At 71.9% G+C, this 18,528-nt stretch carries 17 protein-coding genes; 9 read left to right on the forward strand and 8 right to left on the reverse strand.

Annotation, left to right across the window (positions count from 1 at the left end):
• Positions 1 to 143 precede the first annotated feature (143 nt).
• The gene (locus ACFU5F_RS11870) at positions 144 to 3,557 is read left to right on the forward strand and encodes a tetratricopeptide repeat protein (protein WP_383885469.1); all 3,414 of its coding nucleotides are present in this window, start codon (positions 144 to 146) and stop codon (positions 3,555 to 3,557) included.
• 317 nt (positions 3,558 to 3,874) lie between these two features.
• Here ACFU5F_RS11870 and ACFU5F_RS11875 read toward each other — a convergent pair whose 3' ends face one another.
• Together ACFU5F_RS11875 and mca are read right to left on the reverse strand one after the other, a co-directional pair.
• Positions 3,875 to 4,120, reverse strand: a complete 246-nt coding sequence (locus ACFU5F_RS11875) for a hypothetical protein (protein WP_383885472.1) — start codon at positions 4,118 to 4,120, stop codon at positions 3,875 to 3,877.
• Positions 4,121 to 4,141: 21 nt separating this feature from the next.
• A complete protein-coding gene (gene mca / locus ACFU5F_RS11880; RefSeq protein WP_383885596.1) occupies positions 4,142 to 4,993 on the reverse strand; it encodes a mycothiol conjugate amidase Mca in 852 nt (283 codons plus the stop codon).
• 250 nt (positions 4,994 to 5,243) lie between these two features.
• Between mca and ACFU5F_RS11885 the strand changes: the two genes are divergently transcribed.
• Together ACFU5F_RS11885 and greA are read left to right on the forward strand one after the other, a co-directional pair.
• Positions 5,244 to 5,642, forward strand: a complete 399-nt coding sequence (locus tag ACFU5F_RS11885) for a DUF4307 domain-containing protein (protein ID WP_383885475.1) — start codon at positions 5,244 to 5,246, stop codon at positions 5,640 to 5,642.
• A 197-nt stretch (positions 5,643 to 5,839) separates the two neighbouring features.
• Entirely contained in the window at positions 5,840 to 6,340 is a 501-nt protein-coding gene (gene greA, locus ACFU5F_RS11890; protein WP_013001180.1) for a transcription elongation factor GreA, read from the forward strand.
• A gap of 81 nt (positions 6,341 to 6,421) precedes the next feature.
• Here greA and ACFU5F_RS11895 read toward each other — a convergent pair whose 3' ends face one another.
• From ACFU5F_RS11895 to ilvA, 3 genes are all read right to left on the reverse strand, one after another.
• Positions 6,422 to 7,267, reverse strand: a complete 846-nt coding sequence (locus ACFU5F_RS11895) for an ABC transporter permease (protein ID WP_383885478.1) — start codon at positions 7,265 to 7,267, stop codon at positions 6,422 to 6,424.
• Complete coding sequence (locus tag ACFU5F_RS11900) at positions 7,264 to 8,280, reverse strand: ATP-binding cassette domain-containing protein (protein ID WP_383885481.1); 1,017 nt, start codon at positions 8,278 to 8,280, stop codon at positions 7,264 to 7,266. Before ACFU5F_RS11900 ends, ACFU5F_RS11895 begins: the two co-directional genes overlap by 4 nt.
• A gap of 184 nt (positions 8,281 to 8,464) precedes the next feature.
• Positions 8,465 to 9,694: a threonine ammonia-lyase gene (ilvA, locus tag ACFU5F_RS11905; RefSeq protein ID WP_383885485.1), complete on the reverse strand. Its 1,230-nt coding sequence runs from the start codon at positions 9,692 to 9,694 to the stop codon at positions 8,465 to 8,467.
• 164 nt (positions 9,695 to 9,858) lie between these two features.
• On the opposite strand from ilvA, the gene ACFU5F_RS11910 reads away from it, so the two are divergent.
• The 3 genes from ACFU5F_RS11910 (at position 9,859) to ACFU5F_RS11920 (ending at position 11,203) form a co-directional block, all read left to right on the forward strand.
• Positions 9,859 to 10,353: a MarR family winged helix-turn-helix transcriptional regulator gene (locus ACFU5F_RS11910; RefSeq protein WP_383885599.1), complete on the forward strand. Its 495-nt coding sequence runs from the start codon at positions 9,859 to 9,861 to the stop codon at positions 10,351 to 10,353.
• Positions 10,354 to 10,466: 113 nt separating this feature from the next.
• Complete coding sequence (locus ACFU5F_RS11915; RefSeq protein WP_383885488.1) at positions 10,467 to 10,958, forward strand: sigma factor-like helix-turn-helix DNA-binding protein; 492 nt, start codon at positions 10,467 to 10,469, stop codon at positions 10,956 to 10,958.
• Entirely contained in the window at positions 10,955 to 11,203 is a 249-nt protein-coding gene (locus ACFU5F_RS11920) for a hypothetical protein (protein ID WP_383885491.1), read from the forward strand. The genes ACFU5F_RS11915 and ACFU5F_RS11920 overlap by 4 nt, the downstream gene beginning before the upstream one ends.
• 16 nt (positions 11,204 to 11,219) lie before the next feature.
• Here the strand turns inward: ACFU5F_RS11920 and ACFU5F_RS11925 are convergent, their stop codons facing one another.
• Positions 11,220 to 12,374, reverse strand: a complete 1,155-nt coding sequence (locus ACFU5F_RS11925) for a cystathionine gamma-synthase (RefSeq protein ID WP_383885495.1) — start codon at positions 12,372 to 12,374, stop codon at positions 11,220 to 11,222.
• Positions 12,375 to 12,515: 141 nt separating this feature from the next.
• On the opposite strand from ACFU5F_RS11925, the gene ACFU5F_RS11930 reads away from it, so the two are divergent.
• From ACFU5F_RS11930 to ACFU5F_RS11940, 3 genes are all read left to right on the forward strand, one after another.
• Entirely contained in the window at positions 12,516 to 13,634 is a 1,119-nt protein-coding gene (locus ACFU5F_RS11930) for a hypothetical protein (RefSeq protein ID WP_383885497.1), read from the forward strand.
• A gap of 176 nt (positions 13,635 to 13,810) precedes the next feature.
• Positions 13,811 to 15,451: a M48 family metallopeptidase gene (locus ACFU5F_RS11935; RefSeq protein ID WP_383885499.1), complete on the forward strand. Its 1,641-nt coding sequence runs from the start codon at positions 13,811 to 13,813 to the stop codon at positions 15,449 to 15,451.
• Entirely contained in the window at positions 15,448 to 16,551 is a 1,104-nt protein-coding gene (locus ACFU5F_RS11940; protein WP_383885501.1) for a hypothetical protein, read from the forward strand. Before ACFU5F_RS11935 ends, ACFU5F_RS11940 begins: the two co-directional genes overlap by 4 nt.
• A 52-nt stretch (positions 16,552 to 16,603) precedes the next feature.
• Here the strand turns inward: ACFU5F_RS11940 and msrA are convergent, their stop codons facing one another.
• Entirely contained in the window at positions 16,604 to 17,116 is a 513-nt protein-coding gene (gene msrA / locus ACFU5F_RS11945; RefSeq protein ID WP_383885504.1) for a peptide-methionine (S)-S-oxide reductase MsrA, read from the reverse strand.
• A gap of 209 nt (positions 17,117 to 17,325) precedes the next feature.
• Positions 17,326 to 18,369, reverse strand: a complete 1,044-nt coding sequence (locus tag ACFU5F_RS11950) for an NAD(P)-dependent alcohol dehydrogenase (protein WP_383885506.1) — start codon at positions 18,367 to 18,369, stop codon at positions 17,326 to 17,328.
• Between the last annotated feature and the right edge of the window lie 159 nt (positions 18,370 to 18,528).

An 18,528-nucleotide genomic window follows, 5' to 3' on the forward strand; every position in this document is an offset into this window, starting at 1 on the left:
ACGCGTCCCGGCCCCACGCGTCCCCCTTCCGCACGCCGAGCCCCGGCGCCCGGTCCCCGCACGGGATCACGCCCTCTCGATTAGTCGCGCCCCCCGCCCCACACTGGCCGAAGGCAACCGTTTCGGCGAAGGGGGACGTTGTGATGCGGGACAGCCACCGGGGGGAGGCCGAAGGACTGCTGGTCCGGGCGGTCGAGGAGGAGGTCCGCAGGTCGGGCGGGCGTACCGACGGGGTGGTGCTCCTGGGCCGTGCGCGCGCCGCGCTGGACACGATGGCGCGCAACGCCGCGGAGGAGTACGAGGCGTACACCCGCGCACTGGACGAGTCGCAGGCCGGCCGGCTCACCTTCGGCCAGCGCTACGCGAAGGAGGGTGCCGGAACTCCCCTGCTGGTCGCGGGCGTTGCCGCCGGGACGGCGGTCGTGGCCGACCTCTCCTTCGGTGTCGACGCCGGCACCGCCGTGAGCACGGGCCTGATCGTCGGCATCGCGAGCGCCGTGGCCACCGTCCTGAAGGTCACCGCCTCCCATGTGCCCGCGGCCCACCACCGCGCGGGTGCCCTCGGCCAGCCCGGCGGCCCCGAGCAGCTGCGGCTGCAGTGGCTCACGGCGCTGGAGGTGCGCGGGATACGGCCGTTCCTGGACCAGCAGCGCGTGCTCGCCGCCTCCACGCCGAAGAAGAAGGCCCCCCAGCTGCGCGGCGCCGACAAGAGCGCGGCGGCGCGGCGGCGCAATGTGCTGGAGCAGTCGTTCCTGCAGATCCCTGAGTCGGACGACCGGTTCGCCGGGCGGCGCACGGAGATGGGGAAGATCCGCCAGTGGGTGCAGGCGGCCCGCGCCGAGACCGAGACCCGGCCGACGGTCGTGGTGCTGCACGGCGCGCCCGGCTCCGGCCGCACCGCCCTCGCCGTGCGCGCGACCCACGAGCTGCGGGACTACTTCCGCGGCGCCTGCGTGGTCGATCTGCGCGCCGACAGCCCGGAGGAGACCCCGCTCTCCACCCGGGACGCGCTGATGCATCTGCTGAATCGTCTCGGCGCCCCCCGCGACCAGCTCCTCTTCCGTGAGCGCACTTCCCAGGACCAGCAGGTCAAACGGCTCAGCGAGCTGTACCACCAGCATCTGACGGCCCTGCCGGTGACGATCGTCCTGGACGACGCCTCCGACCCCGAGCAGGTCCGCGTCCTCGTCCCCGAGCGCTCCGACAGCCTCGTCCTGGTCACCGCCCGCTCCGCGCTCGCCCTGCCCGCCGACCTCCCCGCCTGGATCCACCATCTGCCCGTCGAGGCGCTCGACGGTGAGGGCACGCAGGAGCTGCTCGGCATGGCGGCGCAGGACGCGTCGGCACTGCGGGCGGGGGCAGGGGCGGGTGCGGCGAGCTCCCGGGCGTCGGCGGGCCCGTCCGCGGCCGCGTCCGCGGGTGTGTCCGGGGGCTCTGGGGGCGCGTCCGCGGGATCGCCGGCAGGCGCGTCGGCCGGGCCACTGACCGGCGCGTCCGCGGGATCGCACGCCGGCACGTCCGCCGGGGTGCCGGCCGCGGGTGCCCCGGCGGCGTCCGTCTCCTACGACACCGCGTCCGTCGCCCGGATCCGGCACCTGTGCGGCGGCCTGCCCCTGGCCCTGCGCATCGCCGGTTCGTCGCTGGGCCCGCGCACGCCGGAGCGGCTGGCCACGGACCTCGGCGCGTACGGCCCGGTCGAGCCGGTGGAACGCTCCCTGTGGCTCCGCTACACCGACCAGTCGGACCCCTCCCGACGGCTGTTGCGCCGCCTGGCGCTGGCCGGCCGCGCCTCCCTGGGCGCGGCGGCGGCCGCCTCCCTGCTGGCCACCGACGAGACGGAGGCGACCCGTCACCTCACCGCCCTGGCCCGCGCGGGCCTGATCGACCACGTCCACGGCAACCGCTACCGCCTGCACGACCTGGTCCGCGCCTTCGCCCACGCCCGTCTTCTCGACGAGGAGGAGCCGAGCGAACGTACGGCCGCGCAGGAACGCCTGATCGTCACCTACGCCGATCTCGCCGACTCCGTCCTGCGGCTGGTCGACGGCAACATGTCGACCCGCTCGGACCGCTTCGGCCAGCACGGCTTCGTCTCCCTGGACGAGGCGCTGCGCTGGCTGGACGACGAGACCAGCTTCATCACCGCCACGCTGCGGCACGCGGAGGGCGTGAACCAGGCGGCGGTCCTCAGTCTCCTCGGTGCCCTGTGCGACTACTGCCTGCTGCGCGGCGACCTCTACCGCCTGGGTGAGCTGAGCGAGCTGGCCCAGTCGGTGGACCAGGGCCTGCTGACCCGTTCGGTCCAGTGGCGTACGGGCATCGCGGCCCGTCAGCTGGGCGAGCTGGACAAGGCCCGTACGACCCTCGCGTCGGTCGTCGGCCTCTACCGGGAGACCAACCACGACGCGGGCGCCGCCCGTGCCCTGTGTTCCCTGGGCATCACCCTGCACCACCAGGGCAACCTGACCGAGGCGGCGGAGAAGCTGCTGGAGGCGCTCCAGCTCCAGTCGGCCCCCCAGCTGGCGGCGGACCGCGCGTGGACGATGCACGCCCTGGCGGCGGTGGAACGGGACCGCTCCCATCTGGCGGACTCCCTGGACCTGCTGACCCGCGCGCTGGTCATCCACCGTCAGCAGGAGTCCCTGCACGGCGAGGGCTGGGCCTACTTCCAGCTGGGCCAACTGCTGTTGCGCATGGGCGAGGTGGCGCGCGCGGAGCGCGAACTGCGCACCGCCCTGGACCTGTTCGGCCGTACCCGCGACACGCGGGGCCAGGCGTGGTCCATGACCCAGCTCGCCCGCGCCCGTCTCGTCGCCGGTGATCCTTCCGCCGCCGTCGACGGGCTCCGCCAGGCCCTCTCCCGCCACCGCGACAACGAGGACGCCCGTGGGGAGGCCTGGAGCGGCTACTACCTCGGCCAGGCCCTGGAGGAGACCGGCACCCTCGACCAGGCGGTGCGCGAACTGGAACGCTCGCGCTCGATGTTCTCCCGTATGCGCGACGTCTACGGCCTGGCCTGCGCGAGACACCACTCCGCCCGTGTCACCCGCGACCAGCGGGCGGTCCAGACGGGATCGCTGCGCAACTCCGGCTTCGCCCGCCAGCTCCTCGTCGACGCCCGCGCGGACTTCCAGCGCATCGGCGTCGCCCACGGCGAGGCGTGGACGTGTCTGGAGCTGGCCGTGGTGGACGCCGGCAATAACCGCACCCCCCAGGCTCTGGATCTGTGCGAGGAGGCGACCCGTCTCTTCACGTCCTACGGCGACCGCCGCGGCGAGGACTGGGCGCGCTTCCTCAAGTGCACCCTGCTGCCGTACGCGGCGCCCGGCGGCGTCGAGATCGGCACCGCCGTCGCCCAGGAGGACCTGGCCCACCTGTCGCGCACCGCCCACCCGCTGCGTGACGAGAAGCTCACCGAGTACATCGAGGCGTACGCGCTGCTGCTGGAGCGGGGCGTGAACCTGGAGAGCGGCTGGCGTGCCTGGACCCTCGGCATGGTCCCGAACCGGCACGCGCGGGAGGTGATGGGGGTGCCGGTGACGGGCGGGCCCGGGTGAAGAACGAGGGTTCGCCCCGGACAGCCGCCACAGCGACGCTCACGCGCCTCCGCGCCTCCGCGCCTCCGTGTGCCGCCTCGGGGCCGCGCCGTGCGCCTCCGCGCCGCGGAACGCCGACGCGCGGACACCCCTCTCTGGGCTCCGCTCCGCCGGGGCGCTGCCTCGCGGACGCCCTGCGCCGACGCCCAGCCGCGCCGCCTCGGGGCCGCCCGTGGGTCTCCGGGACGCCGTGCGCCTCCGCGACACCTGAGCGGTGTCACGGAGTCACGCCGTCGGCCGGTGTCACGGAGGCACGGCGCCGGCCGGTCGCCCGGCGGTCAGCCCTTGGCCGGGGTCGTCCTGCCGCTCGCTTCCGTCGCCGTCTCCTCGACGGAGGCGTCCGGGTCGGGCGACTCCTTGAAGTCGACCTTGCCCATGTGCTTGTTCATGGACTTCATCAGACCCCAGACGGCCAGAGCCATCACCGCGAAGACGATGAAGCCGAGGACGCCGGGGGTGACCTTGTCCTTGTCCAGCTCCTTGGCGAGGGGGACGAGGTGTGTGACTGCCAGGCTTACGCTCATGCCTGGCATTGTCCCCCAGGGCTAGCGGATGCCCGCAAAGAGGTCGTCCTCGGGGAGCGAGGTGTCCACGAGGGACTTCGCCAGCTCGTACTCCTCGGTGGGCCAGACCTCCTTCTGGATCTCCATCGGCACCCGGAACCAGCCGCCGTCGGGGTCGATCTGCGTGGCGTGGGCGATGAGGGCCTTGTCACGGATCTCGAAGAAGTCGGCGCAGGGCACGTGCGTGGTCAGGGTGCGGTCCTTGTGCTCGGACTCGTCCCAGCGCTTGAGCCAGTCGCCGTAGGGGGACTCCATGCCGCGGGCCACGAGGGCGTGGTGCAGCGCCTCGGTGCGGGGGCGGTTGAAGCCCTGGTTGTAGTACAGCTTCTGCGGCTGGTACGCCGCGCCGTACTCGCCCTCGGGGTACTTCTCGGTGTCCGTCGCGCCCTCGAACGCCACCATCGAGATCTTGTGGGTCATGATGTGGTCGGGGTGCGGGTAGCCGCCGTTCTCGTCGTAGGTGGTGATCACCTGGGGACGGAACGCGCGGATCTTCCTGACCAGCTCGCCGGCCGCCTTGTCGACGTCCTCCAGGGCGAAGCAGCCGTCGGGGAGGGGCGGCAGGGGGTCGCCCTCCGGCAGGCCGGAGTCGACGAATCCGAGCCACTCCTGGCCGACCCCGAGGATCTCCCGGGCCTCGTCCATCTCCTTCTTGCGTACCTCGTGAATGTGCTCCTCGATGTACTTGTCGCCCTGCAGTTTCGGGTTCAGGATGGAGCCGCGTTCTCCGCCCGTGCAGGTCACGACCAGCACGTCCACCCCCTCGGACACATACTTCGCCATGGTGGCCGCACCCTTGCTCGACTCGTCGTCGGGGTGTGCGTGCACGGCCATCAGTCGCAGCTGGTCAGTCAAGACTCATTCCCTCGTCACTCGGCGCCCGGCCTGAACTTCGGTGACTCGGCCCGGCGCGATCCGGTGAGTCCATAGTGCCGTCCCGCTCGGACACCCGGTGCGGGGCGGCCGTCAGGCGCTGGGCGGGGGGCTTCTATAGTGACGGCATCGGGGGGCGGGATATTCCCGGTCCGAGGCGGGGACGCCCTGCCGGGCGGCACGCTCCCGGCCCCTTTCCGAGAGGACGACCATGACGACGGCGAGCACGCGGCTTCCCGAGGGCCGCTACGGCCGCTCCGTGGACGAGCGCGCCGACCGCAGACTCAAGGTCATCGGCAGCGTCCTCGGCGCCGCCCTTCTCGTCCTCATCGGCTGGTTCGCCTACCACTACGTGGCCGGCAACAGGATCAGCGTCGAGATCTACACCTTCGATACCTCCGCGCGTTCGGTGAAGGTGCACCTCAGGGGCGACAAGGACGCCGGTGTCGACGGCTACTGCACCGTGCGCTCGCAGGCCGAGGACGGCACCGAGGTCGGCCGCGCCGACTTCCGCTTCGCCGCCAACACCACGGACATCGACACGACCGTCACCCTGAGGACGACCTCTCGCGGCACCTCGGCCGAACTCCTGGGCTGCCACGCCGGCTGAAGCCCGGCCCGCCTCGGGTCCCGGTCCGCCCCGCCTCTCCGACTCGGAACCTTGACCTGCGCCGACGTAACGCTTGTGGTTTATGTCCTCCCCCTTCGGCCACCGAATTGTTAGGCTCGTGGTTTCGCCCACTCGAGAAGGAACATTCTTCTGTGTAGGGCGATGCTTTGTATTCCCAGTACCTACGAGGAGCACCTGTGACCCAGACCAGCGAGAACGTCACCTGGCTGACCCAGGAGGCGTACAACCAGCTCAGGGCCGAGCTGGACTACCTGTCTGGTCCCGCGCGCACGGAGATCGCCGCCAAGATCGCGGCCGCGCGCGAGGAGGGCGACCTGCGCGAGAACGGCGGGTACCACGCGGCCAAGGAGGAGCAGGGCAAGCAGGAGCTCCGGGTGCGCCAGCTGACCCAGCTCCTGGAGAACGCCAAGGTCGGCGAGGCGCCGGCGTCGGCGGACGGCGCGGTGGCGCCCGGCATGGTCGTGACGATCGCCTTCGACGGCGACGAGGACGACACCGTGACCTTCCTGCTCGCCTCCCGTGAGTACGCCAGCTCCGACATCGAGACCTACTCGCCGCAGTCCCCGCTCGGCTCGGGCGTGACCGGCAAGAAGGTCGGCCAGGACGCGCAGTACGAACTGCCGAACGGCAAGTTCGCCTCGGTGAAGATCCTCAAGGCCGTGCCCTACCAGAGCTGATCGCGCATCCCCGCCCGTCCCCCGGCCCCCGGCGCCCCTTTCGGTGCCGGGGGCCCGGTCGTGCACCGGGCCGGTCGCGGCTCACGCCGACGCCGAGCGGTACTTCCGTACGGACAGGGTGCGGAAGACGACGATGATCAGGACCGACCAGATCAGCGAGGCCCACACCGGGTGCTGCATGGGCCAGGCGTCCGACGGGGACACCCCGGGGTTGCCGAACAGTTCGCGGCAGGCCTGGACGGTGGCGCTGAACGGGTTCCAGTCGGCGACATGCTGCAGCCAGGGCGTCATCCGGCTGGAGTCCACGAACGCGTTCGACACGAACGTGACCGGGAAGAGCCAGATCAGCCCGCCGGAGGTGGCCGCCTCGGGGGTGCGCACGCTCAGACCGATGAGCGCGCCGATCCAGGTGAAGGCGTACCCGAGCAGGAGGAGCAGACCGAAGGCGCCGAGCACTTCGCCGATGCTGGTGTGGGTGCGCCAGCCGACGAGCAGGGCGACCACGGCCAGCACGGCCAGGGTGAGTGCCGTCTGGACCAGGTCGGCGAAGGTCCGTCCGGTGAGCACGGCCCCGCGAGCCATGGGCAGGGAGCGGAAGCGGTCGATGAGCCCCTTGTGCATGTCGTCGGCGATGCCCGCACCGGCGCCGGCGGTGGCGAAGGTGACGGTCTGCGCGAAGATCCCGGCCATCAGGAACTCGCGGTAGACAGCGGGATCCGTGGTGCCGCCGACGTTCATGGAGCCGCCGAAGACATAGCTGAACAGCACCACGAACATGACGGGCTGGATGAGTCCGAAGATCACCATCTCCGGAATGCGTGACATTCTGATCAGATTTCTTTGGGCGACGACCAGTGAGTCCCGGAGGGACCGCGTGATCGGATTGCCGGGCGGTGCGACCCGGACGGTGCCCGAGACGATGCTCATCCCGTCCCCTCCTTCCTTCGGCCCCGGCTTTTGGTGTCGGGGGTCCCGCCGTGGTCCTCGGCCTCGTCCTTCGCCTCGGCCAGATGTCCTGTGAGCGAGAGGAAGACGTCGTCCAGGGTGGGGCGGCGCAGGCCGATGTCGTCGATCTCGATGCCCCGGGTGTCTAGTTCGCGGATGACCTCGGCGAGGAGCTTGGCGCCGCCGGTCACGGGGACGGTGAGCCGGCGGGTGTGCTCCTCGACGGCGGTGTCGCCCTTGCCGAAGCCGGTCAGCACCTCGACGGCGTCCGGGATGCGCTCGCGCTGGTGCACGACGACCTCGACGCGTTCCCCGCCGGTGCGGGCCTTGAGCTGGTCGGAGGTGCCGCGGGCGATGACCCGGCCGTGATCGACCACCGCGATGTCGTGCGCGAGGTGGTCGGCCTCTTCGAGGTACTGGGTGGTGAGCAGCAGGGTCGTACCGCCGGAGACCAGCTGCTTGATCACGTCCCACAGCTGCTGGCGGTTGCGCGGATCGAGGCCGGTCGTCGGCTCGTCCATGAACATCACCGGCGGCGACACCACCAGCGCGGCCGCCAGGTCGAGCCGGCGGCGCATGCCGCCGGAGTACGTCTTTGCGGGCCGGTCGGCGGCGTCGGCGAGATGGAACTGCTCCAGCAGCTCGGCCGCGCGCACCTTCGCGTCCTTGGACCGCATCTGGTAGAGCCGGCCTACCATCTGCAGGTTCTCACGGCCCGTCAGGTATTCGTCGACGGCGGCGAACTGGCCGGAGAGACCGACCGAGCGGCGTACCGCGTCGGGGTCCTTCAGCACGTCGATGCCGGCGACGACGGCTCTGCCGCTGTCGGGCCGCAGCAGGGTGGTGAGGCATCGGACGGTGGTCGTCTTCCCCGCGCCGTTCGGCCCGAGCAGACCCAGGACGGTGCCCTCGGGAACATCGAGGTCCACGCCGTCGAGGGCTCTTACATCGCCGAAGGTCTTCACCAGGCCTTCGGCATGGATGGCGCCTGGCATGTGTTTTCTCCGCGTCTTAGGGGTTCCTTCGCAAAGCCTGGGTTTGTACGTTTTGGTCTGCCCGGGTGGTGGCGTGGGCCACATCGACGAGCCGCACGAGACAACACCCTAACGCGATGTATCGCGTCTCTCAATGGACTTTCCCGAACGAGTGACGGACGGTCTGCCGAGGGCGCGACGGACCTCAGTCGATGACGATGTATCCCGCCTCGCGCAGAGCGTGGTCGACCTCGGCGCAGTGCGTCGGCCCCCTCGTCTCCAGGTGCAGTTCGACCTCGACCTCCGTGAGCCCGAGCCGGGGGTCGGTGCGGACGTGGCTCACGTCGAGGACGTTGGCGTCGACCACCGACAGCACCCCGAGAAGGGTCGCGAGGGCACCGGGGCGGTCGGTCAGGCGGAGGCGAACCTGCAGGTAGCGGCCGCCGGCGGCCATGCCGTGCCGCAGGATGCGCTGCATCAGCAGCGGGTCGACGTTGCCGCCGGAGAGCACCGCGACGACCGGACCCTCGAAGGATTCCGGGTCGCGCAGCAGGGCGGCGACGGGGCTGGCGCCGGCCGGTTCCACGACCAGTTTGGCCCGCTCCAGGCAGAGCAGCAGGGCGCTGGAGAGGTCGTACTCCGAGACCGTGCGGACCTCGTCGACCAGTTCGGCGACGATGCCGAACGGCACGTCGCCGGGGCGTCCGACCTTGATGCCGTCAGCCATCGTCGCCGGGTTCGGCACCGCCAGGGGGAGCCCGGCGGCCAGCGAGGGCGGGTACGCGGCCGCGCCCTCCGCCTGGACGCCGACAACGCGCACGTCCGGGCGCAGCCCCTTCACGGCGACCGCGATGCCCGCCGCGAGCCCGCCGCCGCCGACCCCGACGACGATCGTGCGCACCTCGGGGCACTGTTCCAGGATCTCCAGGCCCACCGTGCCCTGACCAGCGATGACGTCATGGTGATCGAACGGGTGGATGAACACCGCGCCCGTCTCTGCCGCGTACTCCTGGGCGGCGGTCAGCGTCTCGTCGACCACCGTGCCGTGCAGCCGCACCTCGGCGCCGTACTCCTCGGTCGCGCTGATCTTCGGCAACGGGGCGCCCTTGGGCATGAAGACCGTGGAGCGCACGCCGAGCAGCGAGGAGGCGAGGGCGACGCCCTGGGCGTGGTTGCCGGCGCTCGCGGCGACGACACCGGCGGCACGTTCCTCGGGCAGCAGGCCCGCGATACGGACGTACGCGCCCCGCAGTTTGAAGGACCCGGTCCGCTGGAGGTTCTCGCACTTGAGGTGCACCGGCGCGCCGACGAGCTGCGTCAGATGCCTGCTGCCCTCCATGGCGGTGACACGTGAAACGCCCGTAAGCATCTTCTGCGCGCCCCGCACGTCGTCGATCGTCACGCGCGGAAAGGAGTCAGCCGTGCTGTAGCTCATGACCACAGTCTCGCAGTTCACAGGGCCCGAACGCGGGTGTGACCAAGGGGCGGGACCGGGTTTCACCGGGGCCCGTACACCCCACGCCCGGTCCGCGTACTCTGTCCCCCAACCCAGCGCCCCACGCATGAATTGAGCCTTTGGCCATGCCCACAACACCTGAAATGTCGATGGACATGACGACCGTCGGTGAGAACGGTCTTCTCGACACGCTGCAGCACGAGGTCGCGGTGTTCGCACGCCGTGCCGAACAGACCCGGCTCGGCGGCGTGGGGCAGGTGCGCAACTCCATGGACCGTGCCGCCTACCTGCTGCTCAACCGCCTCGACAAGGAGGGGCCGATGGGCGTCAAGGCGCTCGCGGCGAGCATGGGGATCGACTCCTCGACGGTCACCCGCCAGGTGGCGCCGCTCGTGGACACCGGACTCGTCAAGCGGACCTCGCACCCGGAGGACGGCCGGGCGGTGGTGCTGCAGCTGTCGCCGCGCGGGCTGTCCCGCCTTGAGGAGGTACGTTCCTCCAGGCGTCGGCTGATGGCCGAACTCACGCAGGACTGGGCCCCCGAGGAGCGTGAGGCCTTCTGCTCCCTCCTCACCCGTTTCAACACCGCCCTCTCGTCCCGCATGGCCGCGGCGCCGGAGGCACCGTCGGCCTCCTGACTCTTGACCGCGCCCCCGCTCCTGGCCTCATATGAGACCGGGCTCGTCGTACACGGCGGACGAAGCCACACGGGCCCCGTTCCCTTCAGGATCGGCCTCAGGCGGGAGGCGTGGTGCGAGATCGGCAGGTGGCTCAGGACGCCCGCCGGGCAAGGGAGTTCGAGGCGTTCGTCGCGGGTGCGGCGGGGCGGCTGCTGCGGACCGCCACGCTGCTCACGGCGGAGCCGCCGGACGACAACCCGCGCGCGCGGCGGCTGCTGACGCACGCCCTCGCCCATACGTACGCCGGCTGGGACCGGCTGCGCGGCGAGGACCCCTATGACCTGACCCGGCAGCGGCTGGCCGTCCGCTTCGCGCGCGGGGCGTGGCATCACCACGGCCTCTTCCGTCCGCCGCCCGGCGGGGTCCTGGCCGTTCTCGGCCCGCAGGAGCGGCTGGTCCTCGTCCTGCGGCTCCACGAGGGGGTCGCCGCGGAGCAGACGGCGGCGCTGCTCGGGCTGCCCGTGGAGCGCGTGACGTCGATCTGTCTGCGCGCGATGGCGACGCTCCTGCATCCCCCGCGCGAGGCGGCCGCCAAGAAGGTGGTGGAGGTGGCTCCGTCATGAGTCTGCGCAACCGTGAGTCGGCCGTACGGCAGATCCTGGAGCGGGGGTCGGTGCAGGTGCCGCCCGATCTGTGCGCGGCGGCGGTACGGCGCGGCGGGCGCCTGCTGCGGCGCCGGACAATGGCCCGGCACGTGCTGTGGCTGGTGCTGGCGGCCGCCGTTGTCGCGTTCACCGTGTGGGCGCTGACGGTCCGTCCCTGGGTGGAGCCGCCGTCGACGACGACCCCACCCGTGACGGGCTGGTGAGTGCCCGGGACTGGGCCTAGCCCAGGGCCTGCTGCAGGTCCTCCAGCAGGTCGTCGACGTTCTCGATGCCCACGGAGAGGCGGACGAGGTCGGCGGGGACCTCCAGGGCCGAACCGGCCGCCGAGGCATGCGTCATGCGCCCCGGGTGCTCGATCAGGGACTCCACGCCGCCCAGGGACTCGCCGAGGGTGAACACCCGGGCCCGGTTGCAGACCTCGACGGCCGCCTCCTCGCCGCCGCTGACCCGGAACGAGACCATGCCGCCGAACGCCTTCATCTGCTTGGCGGCGACCTCGTGCCCGGGGTGCTCGGGCAGCCCCGGGTAGAGCACGCTCGACACGCGCGCGTGCCGGGTGAGCATGTCGGCGACCTTGGTGGCGTTCTCGCTGTGCCGGTCCATGCGGACGGCGAGGGTCTTGGTGCCGCGCAGCACCAGCCAGGAGTCGAAGGGGCCGGCGACGGCGCCCATCGCGTTCTGGTGGTAGGCCAGCTCCTCGCCGAGTTCCTGGTCACCGACGATCAGCGCGCCGCCGACGACGTCGGAGTGGCCGCCCATGTACTTGGTGAGCGAGTGCACGACGACGTCCGCGCCGAGCGCGAGCGGCTGCTGGAGGTAGGGGGTGGCGAAGGTGTTGTCCACGACCAGTTTCGCGCCGGCCTCGCGGGCGATCTGGGCGACGGCCGGGATGTCGGTGATCCCGAGCAACGGGTTGGAGGGGGTCTCCACCCAGACGACCTTCGTCCTCGGGGTGAGGGCGGCCCGTACGGCGGCGGGGTCGGCGGTGTCGGCCACCGACCAGTCCACGCCCCACCGGGAGACGACCTTGGCGAAGAGGCGGAAGGTGCCGCCGTAGGCGTCGTTGGGGATGACCACGTGATCGCCGGGGCCGAGCAGCGTACGCAGCAGGCAGTCCTCGGCTGCCAGGCCGGACGCGAACGCGAGGCCGCGGCGGCCGCCCTCCAGGGCGGCGAGGTTCTCCTCCAGCGCGGTGCGGGTGGGGTTGGCGCTGCGGCTGTACTCGTAGCCGCCGCGCAGGCCCCCTACGCCGTCCTGCTTGTAGGTCGAGACCTGGTAGATCGGCGGGACGACCGCGCCGGTGAGGGGATCCGCGGTGTTGCCCGCGTGGATCGCGAGGGTCTCGAAGTGCTGGCTGGTGTGGCTGTCGCTCATGGGTACCGAGCGTAAGCGGTCGCGGGGTTTCTGGGCGCCTCGTGTCCGGCGGCTCCGCCGGGGGCGGTGCGGCGACGGGAGTTGTCCACAGGGGGCCGGGCGGGTTGGGCAATTGCCGGCCGGGTCTGGAACCCTTGTGGCATGGAGATTCTCTGGGTCCTGATGGCGATGTTCATGATCGGCTTCGTGATGTGGCCGGTCCTGGCGCGTCGCAGGGCCGGTATTCAGCAGGTGGAGGCGGGGCACCCGGACGCGGCGGACCCGGCGGACTACGGGTTCGTGCGACAGGAGCTGCTGGACGTGCGGATGCCGGGCCCCGACCAGGATCTGTTGGACGTGCTGGACGTGGTGCAGCGCTCCCATGACTACCGGGCGGCCAAGCAACTGCTGGCGGGTACGGAGGCAGCCGGCGAGGTCCGGTGGCAGCGGGTGCAGGCGTTCGCGGGTGCGGCGGCCCTGGAGCTGGCGCAGCGGCCCGGCGGGGTGGGTGAGACGCCCGGCGGGCAGTGGCTGCGGGTGTGGCGCGCGGAGGCGCCGAAGGACGCGGGCGGCGCGGCGGTGCACGCGGAGTTCCTGGTGCAGCAGGCATGGCGGACGTCGACGCCCGGCACGGACGACTTCCGGATCATCATGGAGGAGGCGAGAGCGGCGTGCGGTGACGCGGCGCTGCTGGCGCCGGGTGACCCGGTCCCGTACATCATCGAACTGTCGGTGGCGCGCGGGCTGGCGTACTCCCGGGCGGAGTTCGAGCAGCTCTGGCTGAAGATCCTGGACCGCGCCCCGGACCACATGGGCGCGCACTTCGCGGCCCTGCACTACTGGTGCGAGAAGTGGCACGGCTCGCGGGAGCTGGCGTACTCCTTCGCCGAGTCGGCGGCGGCCCGGGCCCGGCAGGGGTCGCTGCTGGCCGCCATGCCGCTCTTCGCGGTCTTCGAGCACCTGCCCGAGGTGAACCTGGTGCAGGGCTTCTACCAGAGCGAGGTCGTCACCAAGGCGGTCCACGGGGCCCTGTTCGCGGTGCACGCGGCGCGGCCGGACGACCCGATGCTGGCCCATGTCCGTCATCTGCTGGTCTTCTTCCTGGTCCGCTCCGAGCGCTGGTCCGAGGCCATGGACCAGCTCGTGCACGTCGACGGTCACGTGGGCGCCCTGCCCTGGACCCTCACCTCCGACCCGGCCGCGGACTACGCGATATACCGTGCCCTGGCGGTGGCGGGCTACGAGGCGAACGGGGGGAGTCCCGCGACGCTGCCGCACTGAGGCGACGCCGCCGGGTTCCGGCAGATCAGTAAAACCTTGCGACCCCGCACATCCGTGCGAAATACTCCGCCCCTCACACCTTTTGGTCATGGACACGCCCTAGCTCGTCCACTTTTGGCCAGTTTCACCGCGTAACCGATCGTTCGCGATCTTTCCCGTGGGGGGACCTCTGCCCAATGGGCGCGACCCTGCGCGCACTGCGCGCCCTCGTGCTGCTCGCCGGCTTCCATCTGCTCGGCGTGCTCCTGCTGGCGGCGCTCGCCGGCGCCGACTACCTGCTCCATCTGCACGCTCCGTCCGGTGTCGCCGCCAAGCTCTACGTGGTCTCCGTACTGCTGGCGATCCCGCTGGTCCGCGGGCTGTTCATGCTGCGGACGCCGAAGGGCGAGGATCCGCCGGGCCTGGCGGTGACGGAGGCCGAGGAGCCAGGACTGTGGCGTGCTGTCCGCGACCTGGCCGAGGCGGTCGGCACCCGGGCGCCCTCCCGGATCGTCCTGACGGCCGACGTCAACGCCGCCGTCAGCGAGGACGCCCGGCTGCTCGGCCTGCTGGCCGGTGCGCGCCATCTCTACCTCGGCGTCCCGCTGGCCCAGGGCCTGACCGAGGCGCAGCTGCGCGCGGTCCTCGCCCATGAGCTGGGGCACTACTCGAACGCGGACACCCGGCTCGCCGCGATCACCGCCCGCGGCCGGGCCCAGGTACTGCGCACCATCGGGCACTTCGAGGAACGCGCCGACCGGACGGCGGGACGCGAGCGGGTCCGGCTGGAGAAGAAGAACGCCAAGGCCGCGGCCAAGGGGAAGAAGACCAAGGAGATCGACACGGCGGGCGCGGGCATCACGTACCGCGCGATGGCGTGGATCTACATCGGCTACGCCAAGCTGTACATCCGCGCCACGCTGACGAGTTCGCGCCGCCAGGAGTACGCCGCCGACGCCGCGGCCGCCCGGATCGCCGGCCGCGACGCCGCCGCGTCGGCGCTGCGCGAGATACCGGCGCTGGACGCCGCGTTCGGCTTCTACACGAACAGCTACGCCACGCTCGGCGCCGAGGCCCGGCTGCTCCCGCCGCGCGGCGAGTTCTTCGGCGGCTACGGGCGGATGCTCTCCGCCCGCCAGCTCGAACTGGTCGGCCTGCGCACCGAGTTGCCCACCGAGCCGGCCTCGCCGTACGACTCGCACCCGCCCATCGCCGACCGGGTCGGGCGGATCGAGGCGCTGCCCGCCGACGGCCGCGCGGACGAGGCCCGGGGCCCGGCGCTCGGTCTGCTCGCCGACCCCGACCGGACCCTGGCGGCGCTGGAGGACGCGGTCCTCACCGAGGACGTCCTGCGGTTCCGGCGCACCGGCGGCTGGCAGGAACTGCTCGACGGTTCGATGGCCGCGAACCTCGCCTCCCTCGACACCGCGCTGCACCGGGCGCTGGCGATGTACACCCAGGGCCACCCGTCCCTGGCCGCGCTCCTGAAGGTGATCGACGACGGGCAGCTGTGGCAGCTGGCTCGGCGGCTGCCGCTGTCGGACCGGGCGGCCGAGGCGCGGGGCCGGGCCTTTCGCGAGTTCGTGCGGCCCGCGCTGACGGAGGCGTTGCAGGGCATGGTGCTGGCCGAGCTGAGCGCCCGCGCCCGGCTGAGCTGGGAGTTCTCCTGGTCGGAGCCGGCCGTGGTGCGGCTGCCGCCCGCGCCGGACGGCACCGAGACCGACCTGGGCGCCGCGATCGCCGCCGCGGTCGCCGACCACCCCGACACGGGCCCGCTGCGGGCCCTGCTGCCCGCGCCCCAGGGCCCCGCGACCCGAGGAACGGACGCACCGCGATGACCGTACTGCTGTGGGTACTGGCCGTCCTGGCGGTCCCGACCGTGCTGTTCGGCCTCTGGATGGCCTGGGTCTTCCTCAAGGAGTTCTTCTCCCCCGCCACCGACGCCGACGCCGGCCGGAGCGCCGCCGAGGCACTGGGGCTGCTGCCGGCGGAGCGCCAGAACGTCACGCTCGCGGGTCCCCTCCCGCCGGGCCACGAGCCGGCGCTGGCCGCCGTGCGCGGCGGCGACTGGAAGGCGGCCGCCAAGCTGATGCACGACGCCGGCCGGGACTGGGAACGCCGGTCGTTCACCGCGTACCTGCTGGGCGAGATCGCGGCGAAGGAGGACGACTGGCTGCTCGCCTGGGAGTCGGACCGCCCCGACGACCCGGACGCCGCCGTCGTACGGGCCCGCAGCACCGTGGTCCTGGCCTGGGACCTGCGCGGCGGGAAGAAGGCCGAGTACACGACCGGCGAGCAGTTCGGCGGCTTCCACCGGATGCTGGAACGTTCCCGCGCGGAGATCGGCCGGGCGGCGGCGCTCGGCCCCGACGACCCGACGCCGTACGTGACCGAGATCTGGGTGGCGCTCGGGCTCGGCTACCCGCACTCCGCGATGGACCGGCTGTGGGCGGAGATCACCGCCCGGGCCCCGCACCACTACGAGGCCCACTTCTCGGCGCTGCAGTACTGGTGTGCGAAGTGGCGGGGCTCGCAGGAGCTGGCGGCGGAGTTCGCCGAGCGGGCGGCGTCCGGGGCACCGCTGGGCAGCCTGCTCACCGCGTTCCCGCTGATCGCGCACTTCGAGCACGACACGTCGGACGACAGCGGCGTCGACCGTACGCCGAGGATGATCGGCCGGGTGGACGCCGGCCTCGCGGACGCCGCCGCGGCCGACCCCCGCCACCCGCGCCTGCCCGAGCTGCGGCACCTGCTCGCGTACTACCTCGCGCTGCAGGACCGCGACGACGCCGCGCTCGAACAGTTCAGGCTGGTCGACGGGTACGTCAACGCCCTGCCGTGGCGCTACGCGGGCGACGGCGAGGCGATGGCCGCGTTCTACTGCCGCATCCGGAACGCGTCGGCGCGGGCGGTGGCGGCGGGGGCCGCGACGGACTGAGCCGGCGACGGGCCCGGTCACCGCCCCTCGCCGGGCCGCCCGGCCGTCGCCGTCAGCCCTGCGAGCGGGCGGGCAGCCGCCAGCCCGGGCGCGGGAAGTGGCAGGTGTAGCCGTCCGGGTAACGCTCCAGGTAGTCCTGGTGCTCGGGCTCGGCCTCCCAGAAGGGGCCGGCCGGCTCCACCTCGGTGACGACCTTGCCCGGCCACAGCCCGGAGGCGTCCACGTCCGCGATCGTGTCCTCGGCGATCCGCTTCTGCTCGTCGTCCACGTAGTAGATCGCCGAGCGGTAGCTCATACCGATGTCGTTGCCCTGGCGGTTCCTGGTGCTCGGATCGTGGATCTGGAAGAAGAACTCCAGGAGTGCGCGGTAGTCGGTCCTCGCCGGGTCGAAGAGGATCTCGATGCCCTCCGCGTGCGTGCCGTGGTTGCGGTACGTCGCGTTCGGCACGTCCCCGCCGGTGTATCCGACCCGGGTCGCCGTCACGCCCGGGAGCTTGCGGATCAGGTCCTGCATCCCCCAGAAGCATCCACCCGCCAGCACCGCCCTCTGCGTCTGCGCAGTCATCGGAGCCCCTCCACTCTCTGTCAGCTCGGTCCCTCGGGCCGCCCGGTCCGCGAACCGCCGGCCCCTGCCCACCTCCTCAACGCGGGAGGGTTCCGTGCGATTCCGCGCCCGTCCGAGCGCCCCGGCGGCTCTCTCGCGGTGCCCCCGGGGAGGCGGGAGCCCCCGGGGAAGCAGGGGCCGCGCCCGCCGCTCGCCCGGGGGCGGTCCGCTCAGATGGTGGAGGTGTCGATCACGAACCGGTAGCGGACGTCGCTCGCCAGCACCCGCTCGTACGCCTCGTTGATCTGGTCCGCGCGGATCAGCTCGATCTCGGCGCCGAGGCCGTGCGCGGCGCAGAAGTCGAGCATCTCCTGGGTCTCCCGGATGCCGCCGATGCCGGAGCCCGCGAGGGTCTTGCGGCCGGCGATGACCGAGAAGAGGTTGAGGGCGACCGGCTCCTCGGGGGCGCCGACGTTCACGAAGGCGCCGTCGGTCTTCAGCAGGGAGAGGTAGGCGTCCAGGTTCAGCGGGGCCGAGACCGTCGACAGGATCAGGTCGAAGGTGCCCGCCAGCTCCTTGAACGTCGACTCGTCGCTGGTCGCGTAGTAGTGGTCGGCGCCCAGCTTCAGGCCGTCGTCCTTCTTGCGCAGGGACTGCGACAGGACGGTCACCTCGGCGCCGAGCGCGTGCGCGAGCTTGACGCCCATGTGACCGAGGCCGCCGAGACCGACGACGGCGACCTTCTTGCCGGGGCCGGCGTTCCAGTGCCGGAGCGGGGAGTACGTGGTGATACCGGCGCACAGCAGGGGTGCGGCCTCGTCGAGGGCGATGCCGTCGGGGATGCGCAGGGTGAAGGCCTCGTCGACGACGACCTTCTCCGCGTAACCGCCGTAGGTGGGCTCGCCGTCCTTGCCGATGGCGTTGTACGTGCCGACGTTGCCCTGGAGGCAGTACTGCTCCAGACCGGCCCGGCAGTTCTCGCACTCCCGGCAGGAGTCGACCATGCAGCCGACGCCGACCTTGTCGCCGACGGCGAACTTGGTGACGCCGGAGCCGACGGCCTCGACGACACCGGCGATCTCGTGGCCGGGGACCATGGGGAAGATCGCCTCGCCCCAGCCCTCGCGGGCCTGGTGGATGTCCGAGTGGCAGATACCGGCGTACTTGATGTCGATCAGCACGTCGTGCTCGCCGACCTCGCGGCGCTCGATCGTGGTGCGCTCCAGCGGAGCCTTGGCGGCGGGCGCCGCATAGGCGGCGACAGTGGTGGTCATGCCGGGATTCTCCTGATCGTCGTCCGCATCCGGCCTGCCTTCCGGCCGGGTACGACTGTCAGCCTGCCCGACATCGCGAGGCTCACCCAGGTCACGGCTTTGCGTACGTCCGCCGGTCCTACCACTGGCGGGGTCAGGCTCCCAGGCGTACGACCGTGA

Source organism: Streptomyces sp. NPDC057438 (assembly GCF_042802995.1).
Lineage (GTDB): Bacteria > Actinomycetota > Actinomycetes > Streptomycetales > Streptomycetaceae > Streptomyces.